This window comes from Sphingobium bisphenolivorans, from assembly GCF_000412635.1.
GTDB lineage: Bacteria > Pseudomonadota > Alphaproteobacteria > Sphingomonadales > Sphingomonadaceae > Sphingobium > Sphingobium bisphenolivorans.
This window is the reverse complement of record NZ_ASTG01000018.1, coordinates 40,998-55,321: the sequence shown is the minus strand read 5'-3', so window position 1 is coordinate 55,321 and position 14,324 is coordinate 40,998. Positions and strand designations below refer to the sequence as shown.

Annotated in this window: 17 protein-coding genes; 6 read left to right on the top strand and 11 right to left on the bottom strand. The window is 64.2% G+C overall.

Annotated features, from left to right (window positions below; genetic code table 11):
* Positions 1-5 precede the first annotated feature (5 nt).
* Positions 6-383 carry a cell cycle two-component system response regulator CpdR gene (cpdR, locus tag L858_RS0113745; protein WP_022683731.1) on the bottom strand — a complete coding sequence of 126 codons (378 nt, stop codon included), beginning with the start codon at positions 381-383 and terminating at the stop codon, positions 6-8.
* Positions 384-532: 149 nt separating this feature from the next.
* Between cpdR and L858_RS0113740 the strand changes: the two genes are divergently transcribed.
* Together L858_RS0113740 and L858_RS0113735 are read left to right on the top strand one after the other, a co-directional pair.
* Positions 533-1,426, top strand: coding sequence for an N-formylglutamate amidohydrolase (locus tag L858_RS0113740; RefSeq protein WP_028056132.1), 894 nt, complete (start codon positions 533-535; stop codon positions 1,424-1,426).
* 203 nt (positions 1,427-1,629) lie between these two features.
* On the top strand, positions 1,630-3,036 hold the full coding sequence (locus L858_RS0113735) for an OprO/OprP family phosphate-selective porin (protein ID WP_022683729.1): 1,407 nt from the start codon (positions 1,630-1,632) through the stop codon (positions 3,034-3,036).
* 354 nt (positions 3,037-3,390) lie between these two features.
* Here the strand turns inward: L858_RS0113735 and rplL are convergent, their stop codons facing one another.
* The 4 genes from rplL to L858_RS0113715 all read right to left on the bottom strand — a co-directional run bounded on the left by rplL (position 3,391) and on the right by L858_RS0113715 (position 6,696).
* On the bottom strand, positions 3,391-3,768 hold the full coding sequence (gene rplL / locus L858_RS0113730; RefSeq protein WP_028056130.1) for a 50S ribosomal protein L7/L12: 378 nt from the start codon (positions 3,766-3,768) through the stop codon (positions 3,391-3,393).
* Between the two features lie 79 nt (positions 3,769-3,847).
* Entirely contained in the window at positions 3,848-4,363 is a 516-nt protein-coding gene (rplJ, locus tag L858_RS0113725) for a 50S ribosomal protein L10 (protein ID WP_028056129.1), read from the bottom strand.
* A gap of 288 nt (positions 4,364-4,651) precedes the next feature.
* On the bottom strand, positions 4,652-5,329 hold the full coding sequence (locus tag L858_RS0113720) for a hypothetical protein (protein WP_022683726.1): 678 nt from the start codon (positions 5,327-5,329) through the stop codon (positions 4,652-4,654).
* Positions 5,326-6,696, bottom strand: a complete 1,371-nt coding sequence (locus tag L858_RS0113715) for a putative O-glycosylation ligase, exosortase A system-associated (RefSeq protein WP_022683725.1) — start codon at positions 6,694-6,696, stop codon at positions 5,326-5,328. Before L858_RS0113715 ends, L858_RS0113720 begins: the two co-directional genes overlap by 4 nt.
* Positions 6,697-6,983: 287 nt before the next feature.
* Between L858_RS0113715 and L858_RS0113705 the strand changes: the two genes are divergently transcribed.
* Both L858_RS0113705 and L858_RS0113700 read left to right on the top strand, forming a co-directional pair.
* Complete coding sequence (locus L858_RS0113705) at positions 6,984-8,210, top strand: TIGR04063 family PEP-CTERM/XrtA system glycosyltransferase (protein WP_022683723.1); 1,227 nt, start codon at positions 6,984-6,986, stop codon at positions 8,208-8,210.
* Positions 8,211-8,275: 65 nt separating this feature from the next.
* Positions 8,276-9,064: a hypothetical protein gene (locus L858_RS0113700; RefSeq protein ID WP_420801834.1), complete on the top strand. Its 789-nt coding sequence runs from the start codon at positions 8,276-8,278 to the stop codon at positions 9,062-9,064.
* Positions 9,065-9,105: 41 nt separating this feature from the next.
* On the opposite strand, the gene L858_RS0113695 is transcribed toward L858_RS0113700, so the two are convergent.
* Both L858_RS0113695 and L858_RS0113690 read right to left on the bottom strand, forming a co-directional pair.
* Entirely contained in the window at positions 9,106-9,477 is a 372-nt protein-coding gene (locus tag L858_RS0113695) for a hypothetical protein (RefSeq protein ID WP_022683721.1), read from the bottom strand.
* Positions 9,474-9,659, bottom strand: a complete 186-nt coding sequence (locus L858_RS0113690; protein ID WP_022683720.1) for a hypothetical protein — start codon at positions 9,657-9,659, stop codon at positions 9,474-9,476. The genes L858_RS0113695 and L858_RS0113690 overlap by 4 nt, the downstream gene beginning before the upstream one ends.
* A gap of 115 nt (positions 9,660-9,774) precedes the next feature.
* Between L858_RS0113690 and L858_RS0113685 the strand changes: the two genes are divergently transcribed.
* Entirely contained in the window at positions 9,775-10,446 is a 672-nt protein-coding gene (locus tag L858_RS0113685) for a S24 family peptidase (RefSeq protein WP_022683719.1), read from the top strand.
* 13 nt (positions 10,447-10,459) lie between these two features.
* On the opposite strand, the gene L858_RS0113680 is transcribed toward L858_RS0113685, so the two are convergent.
* The 4 genes from L858_RS0113680 to L858_RS0113665 all read right to left on the bottom strand — a co-directional run bounded on the left by L858_RS0113680 (position 10,460) and on the right by L858_RS0113665 (position 13,646).
* On the bottom strand, positions 10,460-10,645 hold the full coding sequence (locus L858_RS0113680) for a YbdD/YjiX family protein (protein WP_022683718.1): 186 nt from the start codon (positions 10,643-10,645) through the stop codon (positions 10,460-10,462).
* Complete coding sequence (locus L858_RS0113675) at positions 10,642-12,690, bottom strand: carbon starvation CstA family protein (RefSeq protein ID WP_022683717.1); 2,049 nt, start codon at positions 12,688-12,690, stop codon at positions 10,642-10,644. Before L858_RS0113675 ends, L858_RS0113680 begins: the two co-directional genes overlap by 4 nt.
* Positions 12,691-12,768: 78 nt before the next feature.
* Positions 12,769-13,158 (bottom strand): DoxX family protein, encoded by a 390-nt coding sequence (locus tag L858_RS0113670; protein WP_152639832.1) that lies wholly within the window; start codon positions 13,156-13,158, stop codon positions 12,769-12,771.
* 53 nt (positions 13,159-13,211) lie between these two features.
* Complete coding sequence (locus tag L858_RS0113665) at positions 13,212-13,646, bottom strand: pyridoxamine 5'-phosphate oxidase family protein (protein WP_022683715.1); 435 nt, start codon at positions 13,644-13,646, stop codon at positions 13,212-13,214.
* A gap of 123 nt (positions 13,647-13,769) precedes the next feature.
* Here L858_RS0113665 and L858_RS0113660 point away from each other — a divergent pair, with 123 nt between their 5' ends.
* Positions 13,770-14,324: a 2'-5' RNA ligase family protein gene (locus tag L858_RS0113660; protein ID WP_022683714.1), complete on the top strand. Its 555-nt coding sequence runs from the start codon at positions 13,770-13,772 to the stop codon at positions 14,322-14,324.

Sequence of the window (14,324 nt, the reverse complement as noted above, 5' to 3'; positions counted from 1 at the left end):
TCGGCTCAATTGAGGCCGGTCAGGCTCTCGCTGCCGAACATACGTTCCACCTCCAGCACCAGTTCCCGCAGATGGAATGGCTTGGACAGCACCTTCGCCTGGGGAACGGCCTTGCCCGCCCGCAGCGTCACGGCGGCAAAGCCGGTGATGAACATGATGCGCATGTCGGGGGCGATCGCGGCGGCATGCTGGGCAAGTTCGATGCCGTCCATCTCCGGCATCACGATGTCGGTCAGCAGCAGGTCGAATCGATCGGCATCGATATGGGGCAGGGCCTCCGCACCGGTCGCCACGGCCACCACCTCATAGCCGGAGCGCTCCAGCGCGCGCCCCAGATAGGCGCGCATGCTGTCATCATCTTCGGCCAGCAAAATTCTAACCATCGCCCCGCTTGTCTCATCTTTCGGCCCTTGCGGCCGCGCTTGCCCGATCCCATCCTTCGGATGGCGCCCCGTTCCCATATATGCGACAAGGTGTGAATATTATCCAGCCGGGTAACCATTTTTGGCGGGCGGCGGTGAAAGGAGACGAATTGCCTCAAACGCCGATACCCGTGCCGAGGCAGTCGACCCCGGCCTATGATCTTTATGGGCCAGCCCAGCCGATGGGGCCGGTGATCCTGTCGGTCCCGCATGCCGGCCGCCACTATGACGCTGACCTGCTCGCGGCGGCGAGGGTCCGTCCGGAGATGTTGCAGCGACTGGAGGATCGCTGGGCCGACTTGCTGGCTTTGCCGATGGCTGCACGGGGCGCGTCGGTGCTGGTTGCACGGGCGCCGAGGGCGGTGATCGACCTCAATCGGCATGAACGGGAAATCGACCCGGCGATGGTGACCGGCATTCCGCGCGACACGCCGCTTCAGAGCAGCGCCAAGCTGCGCGGCGGCCTTGGCCTCATTCCTCGCAGGATGCCCGGCGCTCAGGAGCTTTGGCAGCGGCCGCTCGAATGGGCGGAGGTGCGGCGCCGGATCGACCAGTTCCATCGTCCCTATCATAGCGCGCTTGCACAGTTGATGCGGGCTGCACGCGATCTTTACGGCCATGCCATCCTGATCGACCTGCACTCCATGCCGCCTCTGCCGCCGCCGGCCGCAGGGCAGAAGCCTGCGAGAATGGTGCTCGGCGACCGATTCGGCCGAACCGCGACGGCGCGGCTCATGACCCTTGCGGTCGACGTCGCGGCGGGTCACGGCATCGTCGCCGCGCAAAACCATCCTTATGCCGGCGATCATATGATAGAGCAGCATGGCAGGCCGAATGAGGGTCTTTACGCGATGCAATTGGAACTCGACCGCCGTCTCTATCTGGACGAAGCACTGGATCAGCCGGGCCCCGGGCTGGAACGGACCCGGGCGCTCGTTGCAGCGGTGGTGGAAGCGCTTTCACAGGAAATGCCGCGAACCGGATATGCCCTGGCGGCAGAATAAGGCTGCGCCGGCCCGTTTCATCATCAAGACTTGAAAGCCATGCATATCAAGACGGGACGCGGAACCCGTCTGTTGCATTTATGTGTCCAGTTTGTTGCTGTCACAAAAACGTCATCGAAGTGACGTGCGTCTGTAAGAAAAGCTTCATAACGGCGTCACCGGGTTGCTTGGCCTAAAGGCTGGCACATTGCAGGGATGTCACGATGCGAAATTCTTCACTGGCTGCAGGTCTGGCGCTGTGCCTTCTGCCTTCGCCCGCCGCAGCGCAGGCGATCAGCGAGGCCGAGGCGCAGGAATTGCGCGCTCAGATCAGCGCGCTGAAGGCGCAGGTCGAGCGGCTGGAAACGCGGCTGAACGGCAGCACTTCGGCCGTGGCGGTGGCGAGCGCCACCACGCCCGTCGCGCCAGCAGCCCCCACGGCGGCTCAGCCCGCCAAGACCGGATCGTCTACGGATGTCAGCTGGAAGGGTGGGCCGGTCTTTTCCAAGGGCGGCGCCAGCTTCCATGTGAAAGGCCGCATCCAATATGACGCCGGGCTCCTGATGACGCCCGAGCCGTTCGGCAGTGCCGCCACTCCCGACCGGGCGAGGGGCTATTCCAACGAGCTGCGCCGTCTGCGGTTGGGCGGCGAGGGCCAGCTGGGCGGCGGCTTCGGCTACAAGCTGGAAGTGGAACTGTCGGACAACAGCGTCGATCTTGTCGATACCTATATCACCTATGAAAAGGGCAAGTGGCTGGTCACGCTCGGCAATCAGAACGCTTTCCAGTCGCTGGACGAGCTGATCAGCGACACCGCCGGTTCGGTGATGGAGCGCGCGGCCTTTACGGATGCCTTCGCCTTCGAGCGGCGGCTTGGCCTGTCGGCGCAATATCGCTCCGGCATGCTGCTGGCGCAGGCGGGGATCTTCTCCGACAGCGCCGATTCGCTGACCAACAGCGCGGACGGGCCGAACGGCGGCGATGAAAATAACAGCTATGGCGTAGATGGCCGCATCGTGCTGGCGCCCAAGTTCGGCAAGACACAGCTGCATTTCGGGCTGTCAGGTCATTGGCGCGACTTCCAGCGCCTGTCGGAAGTGCCGCAGCGCTATCGCCAGCGCGCCTATCTCCACACCGCCAACAGCCGCATTCTTGCGACGCCCGCCATCGCGGCGGACGGTGAGAGCCATTATGGCGTGGAACTGGCGGCGGAGCGCGGCCCTCTCTGGGCGGCGGGCGAGGCGCACTGGCTGCGCGTGTCGCGGCCGGGCCTCGCTGATCCGACCTTCTTCGGCGGCTATGGGGAGGTCGGCTATGTGCTGACCGGGGAAAGCCGCAGCTACAAGAATGGCATATTCGGCATTGTGAAGCCCGATCATCCGGTGGGCAGCGGCGGCTGGGGCGCGCTCCAGGCGACGGTTCGCTACGACTATCTCAGCCTCGACGACAAGGACATCACCGGCGGCACGCAGAGCGGCATCATCGCGGCGTTGGTGTGGACGCCGGTGGAGTTCCTGCGCTTCAACGTCAACTACGCCCATCTTGACTATACGGATGCTGCGATCCTGGCCGGCGGGCGCAACGACTATGGCGTCGATGTCGTCGGCTGGCGCGCGGAACTGGATTTTTGAGGTAATCCACGACACCTCTCGCCGCGAGGGAGAGAGGTGTAGGACTTGGGTGGTTTCACACCATTCCGACACTCGTCACCCCGGCCTTGAGCCGGGGCCCCGCTGTTCTCTGAACACAGCTGCGGCGATGAAGAAGCGGGACCCGGATCAAGTCTGGAGTGACGGTTGGTTAGGTCCGCTTCGGTCGATTTCGGCCATTCCCCTTTCGTCATGCCAAGCTCGACCGGCACCCTACTTCCTTTTCCGCCCTTTGACCCCAAAGAAAAAGGGCGGCGCCATGACGGCACCGCCCTGAATTCTCCAGCACAAGGCCGGTAAAGCCGGCCCTGATTGCGCAGGGCCAGACCCGCGAACTTACTTGAGTTCGACGGTCGCGCCGGCTTCTTCAAGCTGCTTCTTGAGCTTTTCGGCTTCGTCCTTGCCGACGCCTTCCTTGACAGCCTTCGGAGCGCCTTCGACCAGCGCCTTGGCTTCGGTGAGGCCGAGGCCAGTGATGGCGCGGACTTCCTTGATGACGTTGATCTTCTTGCCGCCGTCGCCGGTCAGAACGACGTCGAACTCGTCCTTGACTTCTTCAGCAGCAGCCGCCGGAGCGCCACCGGCCGGGCCGGCAACAGCCACAGCAGCAGCGGCCGAAACGCCCCACTTTTCTTCCAGGGCCTTCGACAGCTCAGCGGCTTCGAGGACGGTCAGGGCCGATAGCTGGTCGACCAGAGCATTGATATCTGCCATGTTGAATATTCCCTTCTGGGCGGGGCACATGCCCCTAAATCAAGAGTTGAAAACGTGTCTCTTTGGAAAAACCGTGGCTTTAGGCCGCGTTCTTTTCCGCATAGGCGTTGAAGACCCGCGCGAGCTGCGCAGCCGGTGCCTGGGTGACGGTCGCGAGCTTGGTCGCCGGGGCCTGAATAAGGCCGACGAGCTTTGCGCGCAGTTCATCCAGCGACGGCATCGAGGCGAGCGCTTTCACGCCCTCCGCGTTCAGCAGCACTTCGCCCATCGCGCCGCCAACGATCTCAAGCTTGTCGTTGGTCTTGGCGAATTCGACGGCAACCTTGGCGGCAGCCACCGGATCGGCCGAGGAGGCGAGGCCAACCGGACCGGTCAGCAGGTCGCTGATGCCGGTATAGCTGGTGCCTTCAAGGGCGATCTTGGCGAGGCGGTTCTTCGTAACCTTGTAGGTGCCGCCGGCATCGCGCATCTTCTGGCGCAGCTGGGTCGACTGGGCGACCGTCAGCCCGAGGTTGCGGGTCACGACGACCACGCCGACTTCGGCCAGATGTGCGTTCAGCGCGGAAACGACCTCAGCTTTCTGATTACGATCCATGCCATTCTCCACTTCATGTTCGCGCGGAAGATCCGAGCGAACGGCAAAAACCCGCGACGAATCGCGGGGCATTGGTCCGAAGGGGAGAGATCGACTGGCCCGCATCCCTGTGGGAACAAGCAGACCCGGACAGGCAAAGGCCCGGCCGGTAAAGAACTTTTCCCCGTCTAGGCTGGACATTAAGAAGGGCAGATTCCCTTCACCAACTGTCTCGGACGGAGGACCCGTTAAGGTCCGCTGCGGCGCGCCCTAGGCGATTTGCGCCAGATTGTCACGCGTAAAATCGCGTCAGCCGGTGCTGCTGAGCCGCCAGTGCAGCGGCCGGCGGCGCAGCACGGAGAGGTGGGCGAGCGTCAGGACGGTGCAAAGCAGCGCCGCCGGGAAGGCGGCGGGCCGAACCGCGGGAAGGAGCAGGATGCAGAGGCTCGCCGTCAAAGCGCCGGTCAGCGCCAGCAGGATGGACCGGCTTTCCCCGTCCGGTCCGCGCAGCCAGAAGACGCACCCGCTTACCCCCAGCGCAAAGCCCATGGCGAGCCGGGCGGGATGTCCGACCTCCGCCAGTGCGCAGCCCATCATCAGCAGCAGGATGACCCCGGCAAGCCCGCGCCGCGGCAGGCGACCGAGCAGGTTCGCGCCGACGGGATAGAGCAGGAGTTCGCCGATACCCACCGCGATGAGGGTCGCCTGCGCGAGCTTGATCTGTTCCGGCCCGGCGATCACCGCCATCACCGCGATCGCCGCCCAGGGCGCCAGCCGCTGAGGCGCCATGCGGATATGACTGGTCCAGCCCCGCAGACCGGCGCGCCCTTCCCACCGCCGATCGGCGAGGCGCAACTGGAAGGCGGCGAGGATGAAGAGCGCCTCGACACCCCATGGCAGCAGCGGCGGCGCGATCATCGGCAATGCCAGGACCAGCCCCAGCAGCAGCCCATGAGCGAGGCTGAGCACCCGCAATTCCCCCTTCATGCCATGCTTCCTTGTGCCTTGTCCGATGATGACGGAGGGAATAACGGCTGCCACGCGCTCAGCTTGCGTCGACGCGCCAGATAAGTGTCGAGGCCGATCTGCAGCGACAGCATCATGAAGATGAACGGCTGATAGGCGATGCCGACGAACAGCGAACCGATCATGTAGATGACATGCCCCTGTTGCAGCGCCAGGGCGAAGGGCGCGATCCAGGCTTCTTCAGGCTTCTGGCTATGTCGGTACAGCCGCCGGATGGCTTCCGTGCGGATGAAGCAGATGAGGTGGATCAGCGCCCAGATCAGGAAACCGAAATAGCCCTGCTCGCCCAGCATCTCGAAATAGGCGCTGTGATAGGCGCGGCCCTTGTCGGTGATGATGCGCCGTTCCATCCGCGATCCGGCGGCGTCCGTCACCCGCTCCTGCATCATATAGGTGAAGCTGTTTTGCAGATAATTGTCGAAGCCGCCGCCGCCCGGATGCTCCTTCACATAGTCCAGCGTCCACTTCCACACGGCGAGGCGGGTGGAGGCGCTCTCATCCCCTTGGTGGTTCTCGATCGTCGACATGCGCTGGGTGAAGCTGGCCGGCAGGAAGGGGATGGCGGCCAGCGCCGCGACTGCCATCAACGGCCCATAGATGAAACGCCGCTTCGACCGGATCAGCATCATGCCGGCCAGGATGGCGATGCAGACTAGGCCAGTGCGCGCCTCCGTCCCGATCGGCATCAGCAGGCAGGCGAAGCAAAGCGCATAGGCAAACGTCTTCACCCGCCAGTCGGGCGGAAAGATGGTGCCATGCTGCGCCAGCCACAGGATGAGCGGGATCAGCGAGATGGCGACGCAGCTGATGATGCTCCCTTCGTAAAGCCCGCTATTGTTGTCGACCATCAGGTTCAGCACGCCATAGCCGCCGCCGGACAGCGCCGTCTTCATGCCTCCATTGATGATGATCGTGCTGGCGCACAGCACCATGAAGAGCGCCAATGCCTCGATTCGCAGCCGGGTTCGCAACGTGATCGGCAGGAAGACCGCAAAGATCATCGCCTTCCACACCCAGCCCCATTTGGTCGCCGCGTTGATCGGGAAATCCGCCGTCGCGGTCGTATAGCCGCACCAGGCGAGCAGGATCAGCAACAGCACCTGCCGTGCGGAAAAGCGGCAATCCTTCTTGTCGTCGACCAGCAGCCACGCGCCCACCGCGGCGACGAAGGCGATGAAGGAGATGGGGATGCTGTTGAGCAGAAAATAGGACAGCCGCTGCGGCGATACGATGTCGATATAAGCGTAGACCGCGATTAGCAGGAAGGGCCGCCGGAAGCCGAGCAGGAAGAAGGCGCCGAGAAAGGCGACGAAGAAAAGATCACGCATCCTCGCCCGCTCCTTCGGGATCGCGGTCCAGTTCAGCCCGCGACAGCAGCCGCCAGGCCGCGAGCAGGATGACGCCATGGCTGATGAGGAGGGAGAGGGCGTCGATCATCCTGTGAGTAGATTATCCGTATCTTTCCACCGTGCTCCTGCGAACGCAGGAGCCCAGTTCAACGGCAGGGCCAGGCTCCTGCCTTCGCAGGAACACGGCGCGCCGCCGACTGAGCAGCATCGCTCTAACCGATCAGAGTTGACGGGCCGTTAAACCTTTTCTGGCAGAGAATCAGGCCATGACACGCATACTTCATGTGCTGGACCACAGCTTGCCGATGCATAGCGGCTATACATTCCGCACCCGCGCGATTCTGCGGGCGCAGATGGCGCGGGGCTGGGAGGTGCGAGGCATCACCGGAAGGCGGCATAGCGCATCCGGAGCGATGCAGGAGGAGGTGGACGGCCTGCAATTTCACCGCACGCCGGGCAAGTCCGCCGGCGGCAATCCACTGTTGCGCGAATGGCGGGACATCGCCGCGCAGGCTGATGGCATCGAATCGCTCATTGCCGAGTGGCGACCCGACATTATCCACGCCCATTCGCCGGTACTCAATGCGATGGCGGCACAGCGGGTGGCGAAGCGCCACGGCATCCCCACGGTCTACGAGATCCGCGCCTTCTGGGAGGATGCGGCCGTCGGTAATGGTACGGGCGTCGAGGGCAATCCGCGCTACTGGCTGACCCGGCAGCTGGAAACCCATGCCGTGCGCGCGGCCGATGCGGTCGCGGTCATCTGCGAGGGGCTGCGCAGTGACCTGATCGCGCGCGGTATCGACGGCGCGAAGATCATCGTGTCACCAAACGGCGTCGACATGGATCAGTTCGGGACGCCGGTGCCGCGCGATCCTGCCTTGACTGCGAAACTGGAGCTGGAGGGGGCAGACGTGGTCGGCTTCATCGGCAGCTTCTACGATTATGAGGGGCTGGACGACCTGATCGCCGCGCTCCCCCGTCTGGTGCGTGCGCGGCCCAAGGCGAAGCTGCTGCTCGTGGGCGGCGGGCCGCGCGAACAGGCGCTGCGCGATCAGGCGATGGCGTCTCCCTTCGCCGATCATATCGTCTTCGTCGGCCGCGTGCCGCACGATCAGGTTGAGAATTATTATGCGCAGGTCGATATCCTCGCCTATCCGCGCAAGGCGATGCGCCTCACCGATCTGGTGACGCCCCTGAAGCCGCTGGAGGCGATGGCGCAAGGCCGCCTGGTCGCTGCATCCAGCGTCGGCGGCCATCGTGAACTGATTGAAGACGGCGTGACCGGCACGCTGTTTGCGCCAGCCGACCCCGCCGGACTTGCAAGCGCGCTCGCCGGCATGTTCGCCGACCGCAGCTTCTGGGATGAGCGGCGTGCCGTCGCGCGCAGCTTTGTCGAGCGGGAGCGCAACTGGTCGTCAAATATTCTACGTTATGAGCCGGTGTATCAGCGGCTGCTGGCGCGCGCCCCGTGTGCGCAAGCCGCCGCCTGACGGGTGTCGCACCAGCGATGGCGGCAGGTCAGCGGAGATGGCGGAAGCGGACGCTTTTGGCCGCGGTGGCAGCCAGCCTGATCCTGCTGGCGACGCCGGTTGGGCTGATTGAAACACTGGTCGCGTCCAGTGGTTTGAGTGAGGCGCTGCCGGCCGCGGCGCCGCCGCTTGGATGGAAGGCGCGGGCGATCCTGTCCGCCTTCGGCGCGGCGATGGCGCTCGGCCTGATCTGGGCCGGGGAGGACAGACAAAGGGTTCAACGGGGCGCACCGTCGCCTCAGCAGAAAGGACGCCCGGGACGGGCGTCGGGAGTGGACATTATGGGTTTTGCATTGTCGAAGCTGGGCTGGCTCTCACGCGGCCGCAGGGGATCGCCATCCGCGCGAGGACCGGCGCTGCGCAGGGCGGACGCGCACCCCGACGCACCCGCACGCACGCCGATCTTCGCCAGCAAGGATTTTGGCGGGCTCGACATCTTCACGCGAACTGCCGCTGCGCGCGATCAGGCGGACACTGCCGCGCTTGCGATTCCGGCGATCGCGGAACCGGCAGAGGAAGAGGGCTTTGCTCCGCTCCCTGCTGCACAGAGGGCCGGGCAGGAGATCCAGGCCGTCGAGGCGGAGCCAGTTGCACCTGTTCGGCCGAGCCCGCAAAATCTTTCGATCGCCGAACTGACAGAGCGGCTGGAGCGGGGCCTGGCCGAGCGCAAGCGGACCGGGCGTACCGCTGCCGTCATCGCGGACATGCCGGTCGAGCGGCCGGTTCCGGTGCGCGACCATGTCGAGCAGGATGTGGATCAGGCGCTGCGCGCGGCTCTGGGCACGTTGCGCTCCATGGCAGGCCGTAGCCGCTGACATGGAGCAACGCGCGCCGTAGCGGGCGCGCGTGCCCTCACTCACCAGTCCTCGATGGTGAGCGCCGACAATTCAATCCACTCCCCTTCAGCCGACGCATGATGATCGTCGATCGTGATATCGGCGACGAAGTGGCTGCCCAGCGCCCATTCCGCGTCCTCGATACCGTCCGCAAATCGCCTGCGCCGTTCGGCGGCATCCACGCCGCTGATCTGTAGCGCAATGACATGGCGCCTGCCCTGAAATAATGCACTGGCCCAGGGGCGGCTCGTCGCCCGCTCCACGATCACGGGATTGCCAGCGCGCGCGGTCAACTGAAGCAGCAGCCGCGGCAGCGGGTCGCGCATCTTGGCGGCGTTCTGCGGAGCCTGAAGGCGGTTCACGCTGGTGATCGGCGAGTCGATGCTTGTCATTGTCCCATGCTCCTGCGATATGTGTTCATGAAATGTTCTATACGTCTTTTGATCCGATCGCCCGGCTCCCGGCCGCGCCGCAAGTCGAATACCAGCCGTGGGTCGCGCACGCTTTCCCGGCCGAAGCGCGTTGCCGCGATGCCACTTTCCCGCAAAAACTTCTCCACCGCCCGCAACAGCATTCCCCCGTTTCTCCTCAAGCGACTCGACTCGCGCCCTGCGAATACCGATATGATTGCCTATGTGTTTCCCTATTTCCTACTTGTCTAGGAAAAATCCTATGAGTATGGATGAAATATGGTGAATGACGGAGAAGACCCGCGCGTGACGCTGGAGCGGCTGATTGCCGAGCGGGGGGAGAGTTATACCGACCTCTCGCGCCTGCTGAAGCGTAACCCCGCCTATATCCAGCAGTTCATCAAGCGTGGCACGCCGCGCAAGCTGGATGAGGAGGACCGGCGCATTCTCGCCCGATATCTCGGTGTGGCGGAGGAGGTGCTGGGCGGCTCGGCGGCACCCGCGCCCTCATTGCGCAAGGGGCGTTCTCTGCCCGCTGTCGTGACTGTGCCGCGCCTTGCGCTCGGGGCTTCGGCCGGCTCGGGCTCTCTGGACGAAGATGAACGCACAGCCGGCGTGATGGCGTTCGACACGAACTGGCTGCGGCACCTTGGCGTCCGTCCTCAGCGCGTCTCGATCATCCGGGTCGATGGCGAATCGATGGCGCCGACGCTGAATGACGGTGACGAGATCATGGTCGATCATGATGACGATGCCGCAAGGCTGCGCGACGGCGTTTATGTGCTGCGGCTGGACGGGGTGCTGATGGTGAAGCGGATCGCGCTCGGCCCGCGGCGGGGGCTGTTCTCAGTGCTCAGCGACAACCCGCATTATCCCGACTGGATCGAGATCGATCCGGCGCTGGTGGTGATCGTCGGCCGGGTGGTCTGGACGGGACGGCGGTTGGTCTAGCACCAACTGCGGCCTAACAGCATTTGCCCCCATTCTTGCCGCCATAGCGAGCCTCCTGCCGATCGCGGAAGAAGGCGGTGCGATCCATCGGCGACCGGTCGGGGTGATGATCCCGCATGTGGCGCAGATAGGCGTCATAGTCGGGCACCCCGACCATCATGCGCGCCATCTGCCGCAGCTGGTGGAGAAACAGGCTCATTCCGCCGGCACCAGTTGCGCAGGGATCTCCCGTGCGGTGGGCGCCGTGACCCTCCGTGCGTTGAGGCAAGTTCGGATGGTGAAGACCATCAGCGCCAGCACGACCAGCAGGAAAATGGAGACCAGCCCCGCATCGACATAATCATTGAAGATGATCTGCTGCATCTCGCCCATCGACTTGGCAGGTGCGAGTATTTCGCCCTTGTCTGCCGCCGTGCTGAAGCGGGCGGCATGAGCGAGGAAGCCGACCTTCGCATCGGCCGAGAAAAGCTTCAGGAACCCCGCCGACAGGGTGCAGATCAGCAGCCATGCGGTCGGCACGATCGTCACCCAGGCGAAGCGGTCGCGCTTCATCCTGAATAGCACCGCGCTCGCCAGCATCAGCGCGATGGCCGCAAGCATCTGGTTGGAAATGCCGAACACCGGCCAAAGCGTGTTCACCCCGCCCAGCGGATCGGTGACGCCCTGATAGAGGAAGAAGCCCCAGGCTGCGACGGTGAGCGCGGTGGCGATGATGCCTGGGGCCATGCTTTTGCCCTCCTTGAAGCTCGGCACAACCAGCGCGATCAGGTCCTGCAGCATGAACCGGCCCGCGCGCGTGCCCGCATCAACGGCGGTCAGGATGAACAGCGCCTCGAACAGGATCGCGAAATGATACCAGAAGGCCTTCATCGCCGGCCCACCCACGACATGGGAGAATATCTCCGCCATCGCGACCGCCAGGGTCGGGGCGCCGCCTGCGCGCGAGATGATGCTATGCTCCCCGACATCCTTCGCGGTCTGGAGGATGAGTTCGGGCGAGATTGGGAAGCCCATCGCCGTGACGGCCGCTGCCGCGCTCGCAGCATCCTTGCCGATCACCGCCGCCGGGCTGTTCATCGTGAAATAGATGCCGGGATCGAGGATGGAGGCGCCGACCAGCGCCATGATCGCCACAAACGCCTCCATCAGCATGGCGCCATAGCCGATGATCGGCGCATGCGCTTCGCTGGCGATCAGCTTGGGTGTGGTGCCGCTGGCGATCAGCGCGTGGAAGCCTGACACCGCGCCGCAAGCTATGGTGATGAAGAGGAAGGGAAAGAGCCCGCCCGACCAGACCGGCCCGTTGCCGTTCACGAACTGGGTCACGGCATGCATCTTGAGCGGCGGCGCCATGATGACGATGCCGATCGCCAGCGCCGCGATCGCGCCGATCTTGAGAAAGGTCGACAGATAGTCGCGCGGCGCCAGCAGCAGCCACACCGGCAGGACCGAAGCCACCGCTCCATAGCCGATCAGCAGCCAGCAAAGCTGCAGCGGCGTGAAGGTGAAGACGGGGCCCCAGACCGGGGACTGTGCGATGCTCTGCCCATAGACGATCGCCGCCAGCAGCCCGACCAGGCCCAGCAGCGACACCTCGCCGATTCGCCCTGGCCTGATCCAGCGGGTATAGATGCCCATCAGCATGGCGAGCGGCACGGTCGCCGCGACGGTAAACATGCCCCACGGACTTTCCGCCAACGCCTTTACAACGATGAGCGCTAGCACCGCCAGGATGATCACCATGATCATGAAGGCGCCAAACAGTGCGATCGTCCCCGCGACCTGGCCCATTTCCAGGCGGATCAACTCGCCTAGCGACTTGCCGTCGCGCCGCATCGATATGAAGAGGACCATGAAGTCCTGCACCGCGCCCGCCAGCACGACGCCCGCGATGATCCAAATGGTGCCGGGCAGATAGCCCATCTGCGCCGCCAGCACCGGCCCGACCAGCGGTCCCGCACCGGCGATCGCCGCAAAATGATGGCCGAACAGGACGGTTCGGTCGGTCGCCACATAGTCCAGCCCGTCGGCCCGCCGGATCGCAGGCGTCGGCCGTGCCGGGTCGAGCCGCATCACATGGCGCGCGATGTAGAGCGCATAATAGCGATAGGCGACCAGGAAGCTGCTGACGGCTGCGACCACGATCCACAGCGCGTTGATCGGTTCGCCGCGCGAGACTGCCACCACGGAAAGCGCGACGGCGCCGACGATCGCGATCAGGATCCATGGAATGTGGCGGGTCACAGGCTCTCTCTGCATGTTCTGATAGGAGGGAGCGTCACAGTAGGGGACGCTTCTGCAAAGACAACCGCCGATCCGCGCTCAGTCGTGTCTTCCCTTGCCGGGAAACGGCCAGTCCGTCACGCCGCTGGCCCATAGCGCCCACCAGATGATCACCGGCTGCAGAGCCAGGCGCGGGCCATGATACCACCAGCTGAGATGGACGCCGCTCAGTGCGATGTCGTTCACCGCATGGTTGAGATTGGCCGGCCACACGCACAGCGCATAGAGCGCCAGTCCCACGCCAGCCGCTTTTCGGAACGTCGCGATCAGAAGCCCTGCGGCGCCCGCAACTTCGGCTAGCCCGGTGAGGGCGACGACCAGTTCCGGCTGCGGCACCCAGGATGGCGTGATCGCCACGAAGCCGGCTGGGCGCGTCAAATGCACAAGTCCGGCAAAACCATAGGCGGCGGAAAGTGCCCACCGGGCAATTCGGCGGGGCCGTGTTTCCGCGCTGCTATCGCCCTCAGCCGCCGCAACGGGCTTCAAAGTTCCAACTCACCCTCATCCTCGCCGTCCCAATAATGGGCGCGCTCGGCATGGACCTTGATCATCACCAGGCCCGGCGTGTCGGGGCCTTGCGCGAACCAGCCCTGCAGGTCGCTGTTCCAATGTGCCTCGAACTCGTCGCGGTCGCGGATCAGATCCGCGCGCCCCTCCACCGCGATGAAGAGCGGTTTCTGTTTCAGCAGCCCGCTGCTGCCTTGAAAAGACAGCCCGACGCGGGGGTCGCGCTCGATATCCTTCACCATCATCGTGTCTTCGGTCGTGAAATAATAGCTGTCGCCGCCATAGGCCACATCGCGATTGTTGCTCATCGGCCGGGCGCCGATCTGCCCATCCTCGGCGTGGGTAGAGAGCATCGCGAAATCGATGTCCTTCATCTTCTCCGCCAGCGTGGCGAGCGTCAACTGAACCATGTCACTGCTCCGTCAAAGTGCCGTCGTTCAACGCATGAACAGCTTTGTAGCTCCAGCGGACTCGCCTCGCAAAGAGAAAGAACATATCATGAACAAATCACCATTGATTCGCAGGAGGACCCTATGCATGCCCGCACCACCAAGCCGCTGTTCCGGCTTTTCTATGGACTGAAGCCGAGCCCTGCGGTCGCCCGCCAGAGTGACCACTTCGCCGAGACCCTGGACCCCGCCGTCCGGCGTGTTGCGCGGGAGCATCAGCATATCACGCTCGGCATCACCTGTGACTATGAGGATTATCCCTATGCGGTGATCAAGGCGCTGCTGCGTGCCGGCACACGCGTGATGGCAGAACCGTTCGACCTTTCGCTTGATCAGCTGAGCATCAATAATCGCTCTGCCGCTCTACGCCCGTCGCGCGCCGTGCCACCGCTGAACGCCTTGCAGAAGGAAATCGCTGCGGCGATGAAGGAGGCTGGAGTAGCTCCGCGCCCCGATTGGAGCTTCAGCCCGCATCAGACGCTCTTCTATCGTGACAGCCGGCCGGAACAACGGCCGGTTGAGGGCTTCCTTTGGCGCGTCGAGCAATTCACGTTGATCTGCAGCCATGTCGGTCATAGCCGACACGACATTCTGGGCACCTGGCCGCTCAAGGGCAGCGCCCAATATCAGCTGTTTTGA

Coding starts and splice junctions, on each gene's coding strand:
- cpdR (WP_022683731.1), bottom strand. CDS start 383: ATGGTTAGAATTTTGCTGGCCGAAGATGATGACAGCATGCGCGCCTAT.
- L858_RS0113735 (WP_022683729.1), top strand. CDS start 1,630: ATGCGAAATTCTTCACTGGCTGCAGGTCTGGCGCTGTGCCTTCTGCCT.
- rplL (WP_028056130.1), bottom strand. CDS start 3,768: ATGGCAGATATCAATGCTCTGGTCGACCAGCTATCGGCCCTGACCGTC.
- rplJ (WP_028056129.1), bottom strand. CDS start 4,363: ATGGATCGTAATCAGAAAGCTGAGGTCGTTTCCGCGCTGAACGCACAT.
- L858_RS0113720 (WP_022683726.1), bottom strand. CDS start 5,329: ATGAAGGGGGAATTGCGGGTGCTCAGCCTCGCTCATGGGCTGCTGCTG.
- L858_RS0113715 (WP_022683725.1), bottom strand. CDS start 6,696: ATGCGTGATCTTTTCTTCGTCGCCTTTCTCGGCGCCTTCTTCCTGCTC.
- L858_RS0113705 (WP_022683723.1), top strand. CDS start 6,984: ATGACACGCATACTTCATGTGCTGGACCACAGCTTGCCGATGCATAGC.
- L858_RS0113695 (WP_022683721.1), bottom strand. CDS start 9,477: ATGACAAGCATCGACTCGCCGATCACCAGCGTGAACCGCCTTCAGGCT.
- L858_RS0113690 (WP_022683720.1), bottom strand. CDS start 9,659: ATGCTGTTGCGGGCGGTGGAGAAGTTTTTGCGGGAAAGTGGCATCGCG.
- L858_RS0113685 (WP_022683719.1), top strand. CDS start 9,775: ATGGTGAATGACGGAGAAGACCCGCGCGTGACGCTGGAGCGGCTGATT.
- L858_RS0113680 (WP_022683718.1), bottom strand. CDS start 10,645: ATGAGCCTGTTTCTCCACCAGCTGCGGCAGATGGCGCGCATGATGGTC.
- L858_RS0113665 (WP_022683715.1), bottom strand. CDS start 13,646: ATGGTTCAGTTGACGCTCGCCACGCTGGCGGAGAAGATGAAGGACATC.
- L858_RS0113660 (WP_022683714.1), top strand. CDS start 13,770: ATGCATGCCCGCACCACCAAGCCGCTGTTCCGGCTTTTCTATGGACTG.